The organism is Catenulispora sp. MAP12-49 (genome assembly GCF_041262705.1).
Classification (GTDB): Bacteria; Actinomycetota; Actinomycetes; order Streptomycetales; family Catenulisporaceae; genus Catenulispora.
The window spans coordinates 1-16750 of sequence record NZ_JBGCCP010000022.1; the positions used below are offsets into that span (position 1 = coordinate 1).

A 16750-nucleotide genomic window follows, 5' to 3' on the forward strand; every position below is an offset into this window, starting at 1 on the left:
CGTCTCCAGTACCGGCCAGGCACCCTGGCCGGCTTCATCGCCAAGACCGGACTCGACCTACAACCCGCGACACCCGATCCGAAAGCCCTCTAGCGTGGAGACGTGACCGCCGAGACGCACGCTCCGAGCACGAAGCCGCTGACCCGCAAGGGCCAGGAGACCCGGCGACGGATCGTCGCCGCCGCCGCCCAGCTCATGTACGAACAGGGCGTCACCGAGGCCACGTTGGAGGAAGTGCGCGCGGCGGCGGGCGTCAGCGGCTCGCAGATCTACCACTACTTCGCGGACAAGCAGGCCCTTTTGCTCGCCGTGATCGAGTACCAGACCGAGGCCGTGCTGGAGCTTCAGCGGCCCCTCTTCGACAAACTGGACACGCTGGAGGGCCTGCGCCAGTGGCGTGACGCGCTGGTGGAGTACCAACTGCGCATGCAGTGCCGCGGCGGCTGCCCCATCGGCTCGCTGGGCAGCGAAGTCGCCGAAACCAACCCCGACGCCCGCCTGGCCGTGGCCTCCGGCTTCCTGCGCTGGGAGTCGGCGATCCAGGCCGGCCTGCGGGCGATGCACGCCCGCGGCGAACTGAACGCGGACCCCGACGACCTGGCCCTGGCGACTCTGGCAGCACTTCAGGGCGGGCTGCTGCTCACCCAACTACAGCGCCGGGTCAAGCCCTTGGAAGTCGCCTTGGACGCGGCCATCGATCACATCGCGCAGCACACAAGGCCTCGCTGAGCCGTCAGTCGGTGCCTTGGCGCTCGACGGGCTCGGTCTTCTTCGCGGCCCGCGAACCCGATGGCCGCCCGCCTCCGGCCTGCCGGATGCGTACTTCCTCTCAGGCGTCCAACTCAGGCGTCCAACCCCGCTTCTCGGCGGTCGAGCTCGGCTTGCAACCGGCGCCGCATCCCGTCCCCGATCCGTTCCTCGGCGACCAGCCGGCGCAGCTCGGCAGCCTGCACGCTGAGCACGTCCCGGCGCAGCGTGGCCAAGTCGTCCAGCAGCGCGGCGTCGGTGTCGGGGTCCAGGCGTTCGGCGTAGCGGCTGCGCAGCCGCTGCACGGCGACCGGATTCATTCCGCCGACGGCGGCCAGATCGTCCAGGTACTCCACCACGGCGCGGTCCATCGCCTCGCGGGCTGCCGTCTCCTTGGCCGCGGTGTGTTCCGGGGCGATCGCCAGCCCGGAGGTCTTCACGATCCCGGCCAGGCTCAGCCCCTGCACGGTGAGGGTGGCGGCGACCACGGCGGTGGTCAGGACCAGCACCAGCGGCCTGCCGGGCAGCGGCGCGCCGTCGTCGGCGACCAGCGGGATCGACAAGGCAGCCGCCAGCGGCATCACGCCGCGGGTCCCGGCCCAGGTCACCACCCGGGTCAAGGGCCAGCGCGGATAGCCGAGGGCCGACCGGGCCGCCGCGGTGGTCGGCCACACCCACAGCACCCTGGTACCGATCAGCGCAGCCGCCAGTAGCGCTGCTTGAGCCGGCCACCATCCGTTGCCCCGTCCGAGATCCCGCACCAGCGTCGGCAACTCCAGCCCGATCAGCGAGAACACCACCGACTCCAGACCGAACACCACCACCGCGTACACGCTCTGCACATGCAGACGGGTCCCGGCATCGGTGATCCGATCGCCGAGGCTGCCGACGGCGACGCCGGCCACCACCACCGCGGTGACGCCGGAGACGTCGATCGACTCGCCCAGCAGGTAGGCGCAGTACGGAGTGATCAGCGCGATCACCGTCTGAAGCACCGGATCGGCAGTCCGCGAGCGCAACACCCCGACCACCGCCGCCACCGCCAGACCCACCCCGATCCCGCCGCCGGCCAGCACGAAGAACTTCCCCACGGAGCCCAGCACGCCCACTGATCCGGCAACGGCCCCGGCGACCGCCACCTTGAACAGCACCAGCGAAGTCGCGTCGTTGAACAGACTCTCCGACTGCACCAGCACCTGGATCCGCCCGGGCAGGGACAGCCGGCGGCCCAACGCCGTGACCGCCACCGGATCAGTCGAGGCCAACACCGCACCCAGCACGAACGCCATCGACGCCGACAGCGCGGTCAACGCCAAGGCCAACGAAGCGATCACGGCAGCGGTGGCCAATACCAGCCCCAGGGCGAGCACCAGCACAGGCGCCCACACCCGGCGCAACGCCCGCACGGAGATCTCCTCCGCCGAGGCGTACAACAGCGGCGGCAACACCACCAACGCGATGACATCCGGAGCCACATGAACCCCGGGCACGCCGGGAACGAGCGCGACCGCGATCCCGGCCAGGACCAGCAGCGACGGCGCCGGGATCCCCCACCGGCGGGCGAACGTCGCCACGGCGGTGCCCAGCACCACCAGAAACAGCACGACCCCCACCACGTGCAGCACCGGAGCTCACCTCGGACCCGATAGTCGGGTCCGACACCTCCGGCGGGTATCGGGATTCCCGAGCCGACCAGTCTTCCCGGCACACCATGGTCGATCCTAATGATCGGCAAACGCCGTCGCTACACCGATCTCACGACCTGCTCATGCCAGAGGCGCGCAGCGATGAGGATGTCTTGACCACGTCGCGATGCCGGCAGCCGGCGACTCCTCCGAAACCCGCCCGGTCATTCCCAGCCCAAGGGGATCGGGTCATGGCCGGCCGGGGGCTCACCGCCGGCGGCGCTGAATGCTTCCAGAGCTTCCACCAGACCGTCGCGCTGAGGAGCGGGCATGCTCTCGACGATGGCGGCGATCTCGGCACGCCGTCGTCCCGTGACCTGTTCGACGACGCGGCGTCCGGTGTCGGTCAGGGTCAGGATGGACTCCCGCCGGTTTTCCGGGTTGGGGGCGCGGTCGATCATCCCTGAGACAACCAGACGTTCGGCCATACGCATCGCGGTGGAGGGGTTGACCGCGAGGTGCTCGGCCAGGTGGGTCAGGCGTAGCGGCCCGCGGGAGGCCAGGACGACCAGGGCCCGGAATTGCGGCAGCGTCAGGCTGTCCTCGACCTCGTTCAGCGACCGCGCCGAGACCGCGACCAGCAGACGGGAGGCGGTCAGCACGGCCTCGGTGACCCGGTCGACGTCGCCGACAGCTCCGGCTCCGGCGTCGGCGCCCCGGGTCTGCCCGGAGGGTTTCGCGCTGTCCCGTGCGCTGGTGGTTCGCGGACTCATGTCCACTGTTCTACCGCCTTTGCCGCATGGGGCCGACTTGACCGCACCGACGCCATTGTTTGCATAATGCAAACCATGACCTCCGCAAGCGACACGGCCCCTCGAACCCCCTCCCGAAACCTGCCGCTGCCTTCCCGGAACGGACTGGACCGCCTGCTGAACACCCTGGCTGCGGGCCGCAGCGGTCTGGTGGTCCTGGCCCTGCTCGTCGGGGCCGGGGCCGGGGTCGGCGCCGTCGTGTTCCGCTGGCTGATCAAGACCCTCACACAGGCGTTCTCCGGCCACGCCGACTACTCTGCCGCCGGCCACGCCGCCAACCCGCACGTGCCGTGGCTGGGGATGTGGTTCGTGCTGTTCACACCGGTGCTCGCCGGCCTGGTCTACGGCCCGCTGGTCTACAAGTTCGCACCGGAGGCGCGCGGGCACGGCGTGCCGGAGGTGATGTTCGCGGTCGCGCGCAAGGGCGGCCGGATCGCCCCGCAGGTCGCGGTGGTCAAGTCCCTGGCCTCGGCGCTTTGCATCGGGTCGGGCGGGTCGGTGGGACGGGAGGGACCGATCGTGCAGATCGGCTCCGCGCTGGGCTCCACCTTCGGCAGGGTCGTCGGAGCCGGGGAGGACCGGATGCGGCTGCTGGTCGCGTGCGGCGCGGCCGGCGGGATCGCGGCGACCTTCAACGCGCCGCTGGCCGGGGTGTTCTTCGCGATGGAGCTGATCCTCACGTCCTTCGCCGCCGAGGGCTTCGGGATGATCGTGCTCTCATCGGTGGTCGCATCCGTGATCGGCCGGGCGGCGTTCGGGAACGTGCCGTTCCTGGTGCTCCCGGCCTTCCACACCGCTCGTCCCGGACAGTTGTTGCTGTTCGCCGTCCTGGGTGTGGTGGCCGGGGCGGTCGGCGTCGGCTTCTCGAAGATCCTTTACCTGATCGAGGACGTGTGCGACTGGGCTTGGCGCTGGCCGGAGTGGGCCCGGCCGGCCGTCGGCGGCCTGCTGCTGGGTGTCCTGCTGTTGCTCCTGCCGCAGATGTACGGGGTCGGATACCCGGTGCTGGGCAACGCGGTGGCCGGCAAGTACGCGATCGGCTTCCTGCTGGTGTTGCTGGTCGGAAAGATCGCCGCCACCAGCCTCACCATCGGCATCGGCGGCTCCGGCGGCGTGTTCGCCCCGTCCCTGTTCATGGGCGCGATGGCCGGATCGGTCTTCGGCCAGATCGCCCAGCACATGGCGTCGGTGACCGCCTTGACCGTCTGGCTCGTGAAACTCGCCAGGGTGTCGGGCGACATGGTCTCGATGTTCTCGAACTGCTCGACGGCGAGATCGGCCTCGGAGTTCACCTGCCCGGTGGCCACGGCGTCGATCTGGCCCACGATCTGCTGCTGGGACTGCTTGATCAGGGCCGTGATCTGGTCCAGGTCGCTGGGATTCCCCAGGATGTACTTGCTGTAGAGGCCGTACAGCGTCTGCTCCGTCTGGATATAGCTGCCGACCGTGTTCACGTCACCCAAGATCGTCCCGATGGTACCGATGGGTATGTCCGCCCGCGCGGGCTGCGCCGCCGACACCCCCGTCAGCGTCAACGCCGCGGTCGCCGCCAAGGCGACCAACGCCGTCCCCGCCCTGGATCTGCCGCCTGGTCTCCCCCACGTCGCAGACCCACTTGATCGGTTGCTCATCTCTTCCTCTCGAATCGGCGAGAGCGGGTCGGCCCTCGTGTCCACGACGGCCCCGCTCGGAAGAGATACGTCAGGGGGTTACACGTTTCCCGCTGCGTTTGGGCGGCGAGCGCGCTGCCGGAGAACCGCGTCGGCACCGGGTTTCCCCGGCCTTGACGGCCGTCCCGCACCGTCGGCGATACTTCTCCCGACCCCTGTCGGCCGACCTGCCGGCTCAGCGATGGGTCGTGGGCGACCGGGCACGGTACCGGTAGTCGACATCTCGCCGTTGAGCCGCTCGGCCGCTGGGGACGCCACCACTACGTCCCACAGCGAAGGAGAACCAGGAAATGAAGGTCGCCTTCATCGGCGACGTGCACGGATGCGTGCTGCACGCGTTCGGCAGCGTCCTCATGGTGCAGAGCCGTCGGAACATCCGTCTCGATGCCGTCATCCAGGTCGGAGATCTGGGTGCGTATCCCGGCGCCGACCGGTTCGATGAACCCAGCCGCCGTTTCATCGCGGACAACCCCGCACAGGGTGATTTCTTCCGCCTGCTCAATCCCTCACCCGAGTTGACGGCCGGTGTTCGCGCCGCGCTCGCGCAAATGCCCCCGATCCTGTTCCTCAGCGGGAACCACGAAGACCACGAATGGCTCGCGTCCCTGCACGCAGCCGCGGCGTCCGATATCGCGACGGTGGATCCCCTCGGCGCGTTTCACCACGTCGTGTGCGGACACGTCATGGAGGTCGCCGGGCTGCGCGTGGCGTTCCTCGGCCTCATCGAGGCGCCCGGCAAGATGGACTTCGACGAGGCCGCCTACGCGAGGCTGCTCGCCGCCGAACCCGGCAGTGTCGACGTGCTCGTCACCCACGAAGGCCCCCACGGCATGTCCCGCAACCGGCGCGGGGAGATGCAAGGCTCTGCGAAGCTGACCGCGCTCATCGACCACCTCCAGCCGCCCCTGCACATCAGCGGGCACGTCCACCACGAGAACGGGCCCCGGTACTACGGCGGAACCGTCTCCTACGCGCTGGCTCAGCTCGTCACCCCCAACACCACCCGATACAACCCCGAGCCGGCCAACCCCGAGCACAGGGTCTCGGCCGGAAGCATCGGCCTGCTCGACACCGAGACCCGCACCTTCGAGTACCTCCACGACGACTGGCTCGCCGAAGTCAGCGGCGAAGACCTCGATCTCTCCCGGATCCTGGCCATGGTCTGACCCGGAGGTGTTCACATGAGCTGGGAGAATACGGGCTCGAGCCGTAGCCCGGACCTTCGATACGAGGTACGGACACGGGTCAGGGCACTGGTGGTCCTCGTAGGGATCGCGGCGGGGCTGGGGCTGGTCATTCTGGCGGCCGCCGCGATCCTGCCCGTTGTCACAGTGCAATCCGCTCCGACCTCGGCAGTCGCCCCGGCCGCGGACTTGCCGAGCGCGGTATCCACGGCGGCTCCTGTCTTCACCGCTGCGCCACGCGTCACCCTGCTGACCCACTTCGGCGCTTCCGCGCTCGGCATCGCCGCGATTCCCCTCGTCGCCGCGATCGTCGTGGGGCTGTTGCTCCATCGCGGGATCCTGGCCGATTCGCGGAATGCGAGGGTTGGCGCCTGGTCGCTGTCGGCCGGGTTGACCGCTGCGGGCGTCGTCGGGTTCGTCACCATCCTCATCGGGGTGGTCGTCGTACCGGTCGGGATACTGCTGATGGTCGCGTGCGGGCAGTCAGCGATGCCGTCACGGCCGCCGGATCGGAACCACGGGAACCAGGCCTAGATCGGCGATCGCCGCGTCGCCCAGCACGGCGTGGTCCCCTCCGGCGAGCACCAGGGTCCGGGCTGACTGGTACCGGCAGGCGGCGGCGTCGAACACGGCTGCCGTGGCGAGCACCCGCTCCTGATCGTTGTCCAGGAGCGCCTCGGCCCGCTCGACCAGCGCGCCGGCAATGGGGTTGCCCGCCACGACGGCGCGCGCCTGCGTGACCAAATCGCGGGCGTCGGGGCTGCCGGCGAGGGCAGCGGCTTCGGCGCGCAGCGCCACGTACCAGTGGAGCCAGGTCCACGTCACCCACCTCCAGACCGCGTCCGGGCCGGGCGTCATCCGCTGAAGCGCCTCCTCGGCCCGGCCGTGGTGCAGGAGGTTCAGTGCCGCGAAGACCGCGCCGTATCCGTAGGTCGCCCACGGCGATTCGTCGATCTGCCGCAGCACCCTGTCCCATGCGCGCTCGGCTTCGTGGTCTCCGCGGAGGCCGTGGATCATCGCCACGCCGGCCGCCGCCGGGCCCAGGACCGATCCGGTCGGGCGGCCGGCCCGCTGCCAGCTTTCGAGGAAGCGGTCGCTGATCGCCAGTACTTCCGGGATGTCGCCGCTCAGCGCGCCGGTCACCAGCAGACCGCCGGTGGCGCGGTGACCGACCTCCGCCAGCAGCGGATGGTCCGCGAGCTGCTGGGCCCACCGCCGAGCGCCCCGCAGGTCTCCCGTGCCGACGCCGGCTTCGGCGGCCTCGCCGAGTGCCTCGATCAGTTCGAGCGTGCCGGACGGCGTGTCCGCGACGGACTCCAGCAGCTCGGCCCGACGCCGTGCCGTGGCCGATGCGGCGAAGGCGTCGCCGGCCCAGCTCCGGGCACCGACGAGGGTGTCGAGCGCGGCTGATTCGGCCAGCGGGTCGCCGACGCGCCGCGCGAGGTCGACCGCGTGTTCCGCGGACGCGATGGCCCCCGCGGCGGCGTCCTGGGCCGTGCGCCCGCCGGCGAAGGCGTCGGTGAGCGTCCGTCCGGCTTCGGCCGTCGCCACCGCGGCCAGGGCGGCCGGATCGTCGGCGGCGAGCTCGCGCGCCTGGGTGATGAGCGCACTCGCCTCCTGCGGGGGCAAGGGCTGCGCGAACTTGCTCGCGAACCGGTACGCGTCGCCGGCCGCGGTCGCCAGGTCGCGTGCGGCCGCGCCGAGGTCCCCGCCGCGGCGGGCGGCGTCGGCGGCCTCGATGCGCAGTCGGTGCATGTCGTCGCCCCGCATGCGGCATCCCGCGACCGCGGCGGCGTGCCGCAGCATCTCCGCGGCGACGGCCGGGGCGTCGGCGAGCCCGGCCGCCTGCTCGTAGCGGCGCTGAGACTCGCCGATCAGCTGTCGGGCGAACGCCGCCCGCGCCAGGTGGCCCGCGAGCCGGCACGCGTCAGCCCGCTGATCCGGCTGCTCGGCCGCCCATGCCAGCGCCGCGCGCAGGTCGTCGGCCACGGCGTCGAAGCGGGCGCGCCGGTCCGATGCGGCGTCCGCGGACGCGTCCTGCGCGAGTCGGGCGGAGGCTGTCAGGCTCCAGCGGAGGTGCCGGAGCCGCACGTCGTCCAGCTCGCCGACGGCGGCCAGACGCTCCGTCCCGTACCGGCGGATCGTCTCCGGCGCGCGGTACGCGGTCGCCGAGGCGGACACCGTCACGGTCAGCAGGCTCTGTTCCGCCAGACGCGCCAGGCCGTCGGCCGCGACGACCGTCTCGGCCCCGGCGACCTCGGCGGCCGCGCCGAGAGTGAACGGCGCCACGAACACCGAGATCCGCCGCAGGAGCGCCTGGTCGTCGGCGTCCAGCAGCGCGTGACTCCAGTCCAGCGCGGCGCGCACGGAGCGGTGGCGGTCGTCGGCGCGCGAACCGCCGGTCAGCATCCGCAGCGGATCGGACAGCGCGGCGCCGACACCGTCCAGTCCGAGCGTCGGCAGCCGCGCCGCCGCGAGCTCGATCGCCAGCGCCATACCGTCGAGCCGTTCGCAGATCTCGACGACGCGCCCGCGCTGCGCGGCATCCGGCACCCAGCCGACCGCCTCGCTCCGGCCGACGAACAGCGCGACCGCGTCGGAGTCGGCGCCGCCGTCCAGGGAGAACGGCGGGACCGGATACACCCGCTCGAAGGGCACCATCAGCCGGGCGCGGCTGGTCGCCAGCACCGTCAGCTCCTGGCAGGTCCCGAGCAGCCGCTCCAGGAACGGTGCCACGCCGTCCCGGACCTGCTCGCAGTTGTCCAGGACGAGCAGGGCACGGCGGCCGGCCAACGCCGCGGCCACCGACTCCTCCAGACCGGCGCCGGGCTGCTCGCCGATGCCGAGCGCGGCGGCGACGGCGGCCGCGACCATGCCCGGCTCGGTCACCGGCACCAGGTCGACGAACCACACCCCGGCGGGGAAGTCACCGGACGCCTGCGCGGCGACCGCCAGTGCCAGCCGCGTCTTGCCGACGCCTCCGGGCCCTGTCGCGACCACGTGGCGGTTCGTCCTGATCAGTTCGGCCAGCTCAGCGCTCTCCCGGACGCGGCCGACGAACGGGGTCAGCGGCCGCGGCAGCTTCGGCGCCGGCCGGGGCGCTTCGCCGGTGTCCGCCGCGCCGGCCGCCGCCCGCTGGGCCAGCGCCCGCCGATCGGGCTCTCCGAGTTTGCGCAGCAACGAGGAGACGTGACTCTCGACGGTACGGACGGAGATGAACAGCCGTGCCGAGATCTCGGCGTTGGTGAGGTGCTCCCCGAGCAGCGCCAACACCTCTGCCTCACGGGCCGAGACCTCCGCGGTCGTGTCCACGCCGCTCATTGTTCCGTATGCCGTTCCGTGGTCGGATCCGTGGCCGCCACGGATGTGACCGCACCCCGCCCGGCGGGAGGCTGTGAGCACGGCCGATCCGCCGGGACCCCCGACCAACAGGAGCGAACATGTCCGAACCCGCGACGCAGGGCATCAAGACCTTCCTGCACCCGGTCGCCGACCTGGCGAACGCGAAGGCCGTCTACGCGGCGCTGTTCGGCATGGACCCGCAGACCGACACGCCGTACTACGTCGGATTCGACGTCGCCGGACTCCACGTCGGCCTGGTGCCCGACGGCGGACCGCAGGGCATGACCTCGCCGGTGGCCTACTGGCAGGTGCCGGACATAGCGGCGGCCCTGGCGGCGGTGACTGCCGCAGGGGCTCGCGTCCGAGAGCCCGTGCGCGACGTGGGCCGGGGCCGGCTGGTCGCCACCTTCACCGATCTGGACGGCAACGTCCTGGGACTGCTCCAGGACCAGTGACCGGCGCTACAGAAATAGGAGAATCACATGACCACCACGAAGACCACCGCCAAGCGCACCGCCAAGCCGGCCGCGAAGGCCGACGCGAGCACCGGCTACGACGGCTTCACCGCCGATGAGCGTGCCGCGATGAAGGACCACGCGCAGGAGCTGAAGTCGGCCAAGCGGCGCGGCGCGAAGGCGTCCGAGGCGGACGGCGAGAACGACGTCCTGACGAAGATCGCCGAAATGGACGACGCCGACCGCACACTGGCCCAGCAGGTCCACAACGTCGTCAGGGCGGCGGCGCCCCACCTCACACCGAAGCTCTGGTACGGGATGCCCGCGTACGCGCGGGACGGCAAGATCGTGTGCTTCTTCCAGAGCGCGGCGAAGTTCAAGGCCCGCTACGCGACCCTCGGCTTCAACGACCCGGCGAACCTCGACGACGGCGCCATGTGGCCGACCGCCTTCGCCCTGACCACGCTGTCCGCCGCCGACGAGCAGCGGATCGCCGACCTGGTGGCGCGCGCGGCGGCCTGAGATACCACGCCGCCCGGCCCGCCACGATCCCCGGCCTCCCTACTCCCCTACTCCCCGACCTCCCGACCTCCCGACCTCCCGACACACCGAAGGAGCACCGCCATGCCCGTCATCGAATCCGTCATCCTCGAGTCCCCCGAGCCCGAGGCCACCGAGGCCTTCTACGCCGCCGCGTTCGGCCTGGACGACCGGCTGCGCGTCCGTGCGACCGAGGCACCGACAACCGGCTTCCGCGGCTACCTGCTGTCGCTCGTCGTCTCCCAGCCCGGCAACGCCGACCTGCTCACCGCGGCAGCACTCGAACACGGCGCCAAGGTGCTCCAGCCGGCCAAGAAGAGTTTCTGGGGCTACGGCGGCATCATCCAGGCACCGGACGGCGCCATCTGGAAGATCTCGACCTCGGAGAAGAAGGACAGCGCCCCGGCGACGCGCGCCATCGACGCCTTCGTCCTCCTGCTCGGCGTCACGGACGTCAAGACCACCAAGCAGTTCTACGTCGACCGCGGACTGACCGTCGCGAAGAGCTTCGGCAGCAAGTACGTCGAGTTCGACACGGCGCCCTCGCCGGTCAAGCTCGCCATGTACACCCGCCGCGCCGCCGCCAAGGACGCCGGAATCGACCCGGAGGGCACCGGATCCCGCCGCCTGGCCATCACCGCCGGCGGGGACCGGAGCTTCACGGACCCGGACGGCCTGGGCTGGGAGGCCGTGCGTGCGGCCTGCTGAATCAGCGATCCAGCAGCCGGGCCAGGAACCGTCGCGTCGCGGCATCGCGCGGCTCGGTCAGCACCTGCTCCGCCTCACCGCGCTCCCGGATGACGCCGTTCTCCAGGAAGCAGACCTGGTCGGCGGCGTGCCGGGCGAAGTCCATCTCGTGGGTGGCCATCAGGATCGTGAAGCCGCGGTCCTTGAGGTCGGCGACCACGGCCAGGACCTCGCCGACCAGTTCCGGGTCGAGGGCCGAGGTGATCTCGTCGAAGAGCAGGACCTCGGGTTCGGTCGCCAGGGAGCGGGCGATCGCCGCGCGCTGCTGCTGCCCTCCGGACAGCCGGTCGGGGTAGTCCTTCGCCTTGTCCGCCAGGCCGAGGCGGGTCAGCAGGGCCATCGCCTCGGACTCGGCCTGCTCGCGCGAGCGGCCCAGGACCCGGCGCGGGGCCAGGGCGACGTTGTCCAGCACGCTCAGGTGCGGGAACAGGTTGTAGGCCTGGAACACCACGCCGATGCGGCGGCGTGCCAGGCGTCGGTCGAGGGCCGGATCGGTGAGCTCGGTGTCGCCCAGGTGGATGGTGCCGTCGTCCACCTCGACCAGCAGGTCGGCGCAGCGCAAGAGGGTCGACTTGCCCGAGCCGGATCCGCCGATCAGGCAGACCACCTGGTGCGCGGGCACGTCGAGGTCGATCGAGTCCAGGACGGTGCGGCCGTCGAAGCGCTTGTGGACGCCGCGCAACCGCAGCAGCGCGCCGTCGTCGAGGGTCTCGCCGCTCATCGGGCTCCCCCTCCCCCGGCCTGCTGCCGTGCGGCGGCGCGCCGCGCCAGGCGGTCGGTGTAGCGCGCCAGCGGGACGGTGACCGCGATGAACAGCAGCGCCGCGCCGACGTAGGGCGTGTAGTTGAACGTCAGCGACTCGTGGATCTGTGCCTGCCGCAGGGCTTCGACCACGCCGAGCGTGGAGACCAGGGCCGTGTCCTTCTGCAGCGCCGAGAAGTCGTTCAGCAGCGGCGGCACGACGTTGCGGATCGCCTGCGGAAGGATGACGTAGCGCAGCGTCTGCCGCTCCGACAGGCCGAGCGCCGTGGCCGCGGTGCGCTGCGAGGGGTGGACCGATTCCAGTCCGGCGCGGAAGACCTCTGAGACGTAGGCGACGTACGACAGCACCAGCGCGACCACCCCGAGCACCACAGGGTCCTTCGGCGTCCCGCTGAGCTGAAGAGCCGGCAGGCCGAAACCGACGACCAGGACCAGCAGCAGCGTCGGGACGCCGCGGAAGACGTCGGCGTACAAGGTCGCGGCCAGCCGGAAGGGCAGCAGCCCCGGGGACTTGGTGGTGCGGACCAGGGCCACGGCCAGGCCCAGGATCAGGATGATCGGCTCGGCGACCATGAAGATCTGGATGTTCAGCCAGAAGCCGCGCAGGATGTCCGGCATCGAGGAGCGGAACACCGACCAGGACAGGAACGACTCGCGGAAGCGCGGCCAGCCGGGCGAGGTGGCCACCAGGACGCCGACCACCACGGCGAACCCGAGCGTGCAGCCGATCGCGATCATCCGGTCGCGGCGGTGCTTGCGCTTCCGGTAGGCCTCACGTTCCAGCTGGCGCGAGCTGGGCGGGCGAACGCCGGGCTCGGAGGAGCCCGGCGGCGCCGGCGATGCGGTCGTGGACACGGCCCGGGTCAGCCGAGCTTCGGGGCCGCGGCGGACGTGGACAGCCACTGCGTGGTCAGCGTCGCCAGCTGCCCGCCGGACTTCAGCTGGGCGATGGCCCCGTCGACGCATCCGACCAGCGGGTTGCCCTTGGCGAACAGCGCGCCGAACTGCTCGACGCCGGAGTCCGTGTAGTCGAACTGGCCGACGACCTTGCCGCCGTCGATCGAGGAGCCGGTCAGGTAGAACACCGTCGGCAGGTCGGTGACCAGCGCGTCGATCTGGCCGTTCTTCAGGGCGTTGACCTCGTCGTCGGTGGTGTTGAAGACGGCGATCTGCTGCGACGGCGCGATCTTGCCCTGCACGGCCTGCATGCTGGTGGTGCCGACCTGGACGCCGATCTTGGCCGGCTTCAGGGCCGCCAGGGAGGCGGCGCCGGCGTACTTCGAGGTCTTCAACGTGATGACCCCCTGCGTGACGGTGTAGTAGCCGGAGGAGAAGTCCACGGCCTTCTCGCGCTCGTCGGTGATCGAGATCTGGTTCAGGTCGAAGTCGAAGTTCTTCGGCCCCGGCGCGTAGCTGTTGTCGAAGGGCTCGACGACCCACTTCACCTGGCTCTGCGTGAAGCCGAGCTTCGCGGCGATCGCGTAGGCGACGGCACTTTCGAAACCCTTGCCGTCGGACGGCGTGTTGTTGTCGAACCAGGGGGCGTAGGCCGGGGTGTCGGTGGCGACGGTCAGCGTGCCCTTGGTGACCAGGTGCAGGGCCGCCGGCGAGCAGTCGGCGGCGCCGGGGGTGGTGTTCGTGGCGGCCGCGGACGGCTTCGAACTCGCCGGCGAGCACGCGGCGGCGGCCAGGACCAGAGCGGCCCCGACGCCGAGGGTCAGCGCGGTACGGAACGCGGGCAGGGACATGGCAGGCTCCATGTGGGATGTCAGGAACGGAAAGAGGGAGGGTTTCACGACCGGCCGGCGTGCCCCCGACACAGGTCAGCCGAGCAGCGGCTGTGGTCCACGTGCCGCCGGCGGGTGAGGGACACCGGGCTTCCGTTCATGGCTAGAAAGTAGACCGCGGACGGCACCCCGCTTCAAACCGGTCGGATGATGAGATGGGCACGCTCGTGTGTCGGGATGTGGACGCCGCACCGGCGGCCGGGCCACCGCGTGGCATCCTGGCGGGCATGCAGCGCGGCCTCGCCATGATGATGATGCCGATGATGTCCGGGACCCCGGAGGATCATCGCTGATCTCGCGCTGCGCTCGAGTTCACGACGGACCTCCGAAGGGGGTCCGTTTTTTGTTGCCCGTGAAGAGCCGTATCCATGCACATCCATCCGCATCCAGCCACATCCGCCCACAGCCATCCGCATCCAGCAGGAGCCCGCCATGCCCCAGCCGCCGGTCGTCCACATCACCGACTGCACCGACCCGAACGCCACCGCCCGGCTCGGCGTCCGCCTGGCCGCGCTGTTCGGCCAGAACCCGACGATCCTGCCGCTGACCGGAGCCGACCCGGAGCGCACCGCGGCCCTCACCCTGCTCGACGTCCTTCGGGCGACGCAGCACTTGGGTTCGGCCGGCGAACCGGTGGTGATCCTGGTGAACATCGCGCCCCGCGACGGGGCATGGCCCAACGGGGTCCCCTTCGGCTACTTCCACCACGGCCGCGACCTCGTGGTGACCACACTCGGCGACCGCGTCCTGTCCCTGGTCCGCGAACACCTGGGCATCACCGAGATCCACGTGACCGACATCCGCACGACGCTGGAGGCCGCCGCCGCGAACTGGGCCGATTTCAGCCGGGACGAGATCGACGCGATCGCCGACTCCCAGTTCCGGTCCCTGTGGTACCAGCCGCTGCTGGCCAAGTGGGTCCACGACGGCCGGCCGGTACCCCACACGCCCAGCCCGATCAGCCCGCTGAACCAGGAAGACGTGCGGGTGACGGTCATCGACAACTTCGGCAACTGCAAACTGGACCGGCCGGCCACCCGCATCGCCGGCTACGCACCGGGCGGCACGCTGCGGATACGCGACCAGGCCGACGGCAGCCTGCACGACGTGCAGTGCCACCGCCGCCTCACCGACGTGCCGCACGGCGTACCGGCGCTGACCGTCGGCAGCTCCGGGTTCGGATTCGCCGAACTCGTCATCCGGGGCGGGAACGCCGCCGAGCGATTCGGGCTGTACGAGGGCGCGACCGTTCTGGGCTGACGATGCGCGCTGGCGGTTGCGGTGGCTGCCAAGACGGCTGTCACAAACGAGAAGGCAGTCCTGTCCTCGCTGTAGACAGCTCTCTCTCGGAGGAAGACATGAACGCTCAGCACACACACCTGCCGCCCGGCGTCGAGATCATCGAAACCATGCCGGCGGCGGCGGCCCGGATCCCGGCCGGCGCGGAGGCCAGGACCGTCCGGGTCACCCTCGCGCCTGGCGATCCCGGCGCGCCGCCGCACCGGCACCCCGGGCCGCTCTTCGGTTACGTGACCGAGGGCGAGATCCTCTTCGAGCTGGAGGGTCGGCCGCCCCGGGTGCTCAAAGCCGGCGACGCCGTGTTCGAGCCCGGTGGCGACGTCATCCACTACCAGGGCGGCAACAACCTCGCCGACGCACAGTCGCAGCTGGTGGTGACCATGTTCGCCCTTCCCGGCACCCCGGTTCTGACCCTGGTCGGCGCGGAGGAGCTCGCCGCGCGTCGACACCTGCGGTTCAACCAGCCCTGATCGCCCACGGCGGCGTAGCCGGCGCGCGCCTAACCCTCGCTCGCGTCGGGGGTTGGGCGGCGCATGCACAGGGATACCGCCACGCTCGCCGCCGCCACGACGCCCGCGTACAACACGGCCCACCTGCCCGCGAACGTACAGGCCAGGATCGCCACGGCGGTCAGCGGTAAGACGACCTGCTGTCGCGCGGACGACTCGTGGCGTCTCGCGTGCAGGAGCCACGTGAAGAAGACGAACACGGCTGTCGGGATGGTGATCGCGGCGGCGGCACTCAGAGTGCTGACAGAAGCCTCGCCGACCGCCTGCTCGATCGCCACCTCGATCCCGGCGCCGATGGCCGCGGCGCTGGAGAAGATGAGGTAGTGGCCGTATCCCCACAAGAAGGCGCTTCGCGCGCCGCGCAGATGCTCGTGGATGGGGACGACGAAGTAGATCCAGTAGGCGGCGAAGACGATCAGCAGTCCACCCGCCGCGATCGGCAGCAGGTTCCGGTAACTCCCCTTGTCCACGGTCGTCTGCACGGCCACGGTCGCGGCGGAGATCGTCTCGCCCAGGACGATCAGGGTGAACAGCCCGTACCGTTCGGCGATGTGGCGGGGATGCCAGTGGGTCGGGCCGCTGCGCTCGGCGACCACCGGTACCGCGAGTTCCGCGGCCGCGAGCAGGACGAACACCCATACCTGGCTATCGCTGTGCGGCCCGAGCCCGAAGCCCACCCACCCGACCTGCAGAAGGGCGATACCTCCCGCGTACCGCAGAGCTGTGGTTCGGGAGCCGCCCCGCTCACCACGCGCTGCCCGGAGCCACTGCGTGGTCAGGGCCAGCCGCATCACCACGTATCCGGCCAGGACGACGGAGTAGTCCCCGCGGTCGAAGGCCCGCGGAACGCCGGCTGCCAGAATGAGTGCGCCCACGATCTGCACCAGCGTGACGAGCCGGTAGGGCACATCGTCGGTGTCGTACGCCGAGGCGAACCACGTGAAGTTCATCCAGGCCCACCAGATCGCGAAGAAGATCATGGCGTAGCCGAGGACCCCGTGTCCCGCATCCCCCTGGGCCACCGCGTGCACGAGCCTGGCACCCGCCTGCGCGACCGCGACCACGAAGCAGAGATCGAACAAGAGCTCCAGCGGGGTGGCCGCGCGGTGCGCTTCCCCGGGGTCGCGCCGGACCATGACCCGCGACAACGTCCTCGACAGCCCGCGGTCCGCGGAACCGGCATCGCTTTCGGTCATGGTCCCTGCTCCTTTCCTGCGGCGGGCGGCGGGCGGCGGAATCCGGCGTGTCTCCGCGCCCGCGTCCGGTGCTGT

General features: G+C 70.9%; 16 protein-coding genes and 1 pseudogene. 10 read left to right on the forward strand and 7 right to left on the reverse strand.

The features are described from left to right. Nucleotides 1–102: 102 nt before the first annotated feature. Complete coding sequence (locus ABIA35_RS32070) at nucleotides 103–729, forward strand: TetR/AcrR family transcriptional regulator (protein WP_370360392.1); 627 nt, start codon at nucleotides 103–105, stop codon at nucleotides 727–729. 113 nt (nucleotides 730–842) lie between these two features. Here the strand turns inward: ABIA35_RS32070 and ABIA35_RS32075 are convergent, their stop codons facing one another. Together ABIA35_RS32075 and ABIA35_RS32080 are read right to left on the reverse strand one after the other, a co-directional pair. Continuing rightward, complete coding sequence (locus ABIA35_RS32075) at nucleotides 843–2372, reverse strand: Na+/H+ antiporter (protein WP_370360393.1); 1530 nt, start codon at nucleotides 2370–2372, stop codon at nucleotides 843–845. 224 nt (nucleotides 2373–2596) lie between these two features. Beyond that, the gene (locus tag ABIA35_RS32080) at nucleotides 2597–3145 is read right to left on the reverse strand and encodes a MarR family winged helix-turn-helix transcriptional regulator (protein WP_370360394.1); all 549 of its coding nucleotides are present in this window, start codon (nucleotides 3143–3145) and stop codon (nucleotides 2597–2599) included. Nucleotides 3146–3334: 189 nt separating this feature from the next. Here ABIA35_RS32080 and ABIA35_RS32085 point away from each other — a divergent pair. The 3 genes and pseudogenes from ABIA35_RS32085 to ABIA35_RS32095 all read left to right on the forward strand — a co-directional run. Continuing rightward, nucleotides 3335–4366: pseudogene (locus ABIA35_RS32085) on the forward strand (chloride channel protein); the annotation flags it as partial. Between the two features lie 778 nt (nucleotides 4367–5144). After that, a complete protein-coding gene (locus tag ABIA35_RS32090; RefSeq protein ID WP_370360395.1) occupies nucleotides 5145–6020 on the forward strand; it encodes a metallophosphoesterase in 876 nt (291 codons plus the stop codon). Nucleotides 6021–6035: 15 nt separating this feature from the next. Beyond that, nucleotides 6036–6572 (forward strand): hypothetical protein, encoded by a 537-nt coding sequence (locus tag ABIA35_RS32095; protein ID WP_370360396.1) that lies wholly within the window; start codon nucleotides 6036–6038, stop codon nucleotides 6570–6572. On the opposite strand, the gene ABIA35_RS32100 is transcribed toward ABIA35_RS32095, so the two are convergent. Continuing rightward, entirely contained in the window at nucleotides 6534–9350 is a 2817-nt protein-coding gene (locus ABIA35_RS32100) for a LuxR C-terminal-related transcriptional regulator (RefSeq protein ID WP_370360397.1), read from the reverse strand. The two genes, ABIA35_RS32095 and ABIA35_RS32100, sit on opposite strands and share 39 nt — an antisense overlap. 128 nt (nucleotides 9351–9478) lie before the next feature. Here ABIA35_RS32100 and ABIA35_RS32105 point away from each other — a divergent pair, with 128 nt between their 5' ends. The 3 genes from ABIA35_RS32105 (at nucleotide 9479) to ABIA35_RS32115 (ending at nucleotide 11083) form a co-directional block, all read left to right on the forward strand. Continuing rightward, on the forward strand, nucleotides 9479–9835 hold the full coding sequence (locus ABIA35_RS32105; protein WP_370360398.1) for a VOC family protein: 357 nt from the start codon (nucleotides 9479–9481) through the stop codon (nucleotides 9833–9835). A gap of 27 nt (nucleotides 9836–9862) precedes the next feature. Then, nucleotides 9863–10357, forward strand: a complete 495-nt coding sequence (locus ABIA35_RS32110) for an iron chaperone (protein WP_370360399.1) — start codon at nucleotides 9863–9865, stop codon at nucleotides 10355–10357. A 102-nt stretch (nucleotides 10358–10459) separates the two neighbouring features. Beyond that, nucleotides 10460–11083 (forward strand): glyoxalase, encoded by a 624-nt coding sequence (locus ABIA35_RS32115; RefSeq protein WP_370360400.1) that lies wholly within the window; start codon nucleotides 10460–10462, stop codon nucleotides 11081–11083. Nucleotide 11084: 1 nt separating this feature from the next. Here ABIA35_RS32115 and ABIA35_RS32120 read toward each other — a convergent pair whose 3' ends face one another. The 3 genes from ABIA35_RS32120 to ABIA35_RS32130 form a co-directional block, all read right to left on the reverse strand. Then, nucleotides 11085–11843, reverse strand: coding sequence for an amino acid ABC transporter ATP-binding protein (locus ABIA35_RS32120; RefSeq protein ID WP_370360401.1), 759 nt, complete (start codon nucleotides 11841–11843; stop codon nucleotides 11085–11087). After that, nucleotides 11840–12622 carry an amino acid ABC transporter permease gene (locus tag ABIA35_RS32125; RefSeq protein ID WP_370360537.1) on the reverse strand — a complete coding sequence of 261 codons (783 nt, stop codon included), beginning with the start codon at nucleotides 12620–12622 and terminating at the stop codon, nucleotides 11840–11842. Before ABIA35_RS32125 ends, ABIA35_RS32120 begins: the two co-directional genes overlap by 4 nt. Nucleotides 12623–12747: 125 nt before the next feature. Continuing rightward, entirely contained in the window at nucleotides 12748–13632 is an 885-nt protein-coding gene (locus tag ABIA35_RS32130; protein WP_370360402.1) for an ABC transporter substrate-binding protein, read from the reverse strand. Between the two features lie 194 nt (nucleotides 13633–13826). Here ABIA35_RS32130 and ABIA35_RS32135 point away from each other — a divergent pair, with 194 nt between their 5' ends. The 3 genes from ABIA35_RS32135 to ABIA35_RS32145 all read left to right on the forward strand — a co-directional run bounded on the left by ABIA35_RS32135 (nucleotide 13827) and on the right by ABIA35_RS32145 (nucleotide 15440). Further along, the gene (locus tag ABIA35_RS32135) at nucleotides 13827–13964 is read left to right on the forward strand and encodes a hypothetical protein (RefSeq protein WP_370360403.1); all 138 of its coding nucleotides are present in this window, start codon (nucleotides 13827–13829) and stop codon (nucleotides 13962–13964) included. Nucleotides 13965–14103: 139 nt separating this feature from the next. Next, nucleotides 14104–14931, forward strand: coding sequence for an SAM hydroxide adenosyltransferase (locus ABIA35_RS32140; RefSeq protein ID WP_370360404.1), 828 nt, complete (start codon nucleotides 14104–14106; stop codon nucleotides 14929–14931). Between the two features lie 98 nt (nucleotides 14932–15029). Then, complete coding sequence (locus ABIA35_RS32145; protein WP_370360405.1) at nucleotides 15030–15440, forward strand: cupin domain-containing protein; 411 nt, start codon at nucleotides 15030–15032, stop codon at nucleotides 15438–15440. Nucleotides 15441–15469: 29 nt separating this feature from the next. On the opposite strand, the gene ABIA35_RS32150 is transcribed toward ABIA35_RS32145, so the two are convergent. Then, on the reverse strand, nucleotides 15470–16675 hold the full coding sequence (locus ABIA35_RS32150) for a low temperature requirement protein A (RefSeq protein ID WP_370360407.1): 1206 nt from the start codon (nucleotides 16673–16675) through the stop codon (nucleotides 15470–15472). Between the last annotated feature and the right edge of the window lie 75 nt (nucleotides 16676–16750).

Coding starts and splice junctions, on each gene's coding strand:
- ABIA35_RS32080 (WP_370360394.1), bottom strand. CDS start 3,145: ATGAGTCCGCGAACCACCAGCGCACGGGACAGCGCGAAACCCTCCGGG.
- ABIA35_RS32105 (WP_370360398.1), top strand. CDS start 9,479: ATGTCCGAACCCGCGACGCAGGGCATCAAGACCTTCCTGCACCCGGTC.
- ABIA35_RS32120 (WP_370360401.1), bottom strand. CDS start 11,843: ATGAGCGGCGAGACCCTCGACGACGGCGCGCTGCTGCGGTTGCGCGGC.
- ABIA35_RS32135 (WP_370360403.1), top strand. CDS start 13,827: ATGGGCACGCTCGTGTGTCGGGATGTGGACGCCGCACCGGCGGCCGGG.
- ABIA35_RS32145 (WP_370360405.1), top strand. CDS start 15,030: ATGAACGCTCAGCACACACACCTGCCGCCCGGCGTCGAGATCATCGAA.
- ABIA35_RS32150 (WP_370360407.1), bottom strand. CDS start 16,675: ATGACCGAAAGCGATGCCGGTTCCGCGGACCGCGGGCTGTCGAGGACG.
- ABIA35_RS32115 (WP_370360400.1), top strand. CDS start 10,460: ATGCCCGTCATCGAATCCGTCATCCTCGAGTCCCCCGAGCCCGAGGCC.
- ABIA35_RS32110 (WP_370360399.1), top strand. CDS start 9,863: ATGACCACCACGAAGACCACCGCCAAGCGCACCGCCAAGCCGGCCGCG.
- ABIA35_RS32125 (WP_370360537.1), bottom strand. CDS start 12,622: ATGATCGCGATCGGCTGCACGCTCGGGTTCGCCGTGGTGGTCGGCGTC.
- ABIA35_RS32095 (WP_370360396.1), top strand. CDS start 6,036: ATGAGCTGGGAGAATACGGGCTCGAGCCGTAGCCCGGACCTTCGATAC.
- ABIA35_RS32130 (WP_370360402.1), bottom strand. CDS start 13,632: ATGTCCCTGCCCGCGTTCCGTACCGCGCTGACCCTCGGCGTCGGGGCC.
- ABIA35_RS32090 (WP_370360395.1), top strand. CDS start 5,145: ATGAAGGTCGCCTTCATCGGCGACGTGCACGGATGCGTGCTGCACGCG.
- ABIA35_RS32140 (WP_370360404.1), top strand. CDS start 14,104: ATGCCCCAGCCGCCGGTCGTCCACATCACCGACTGCACCGACCCGAAC.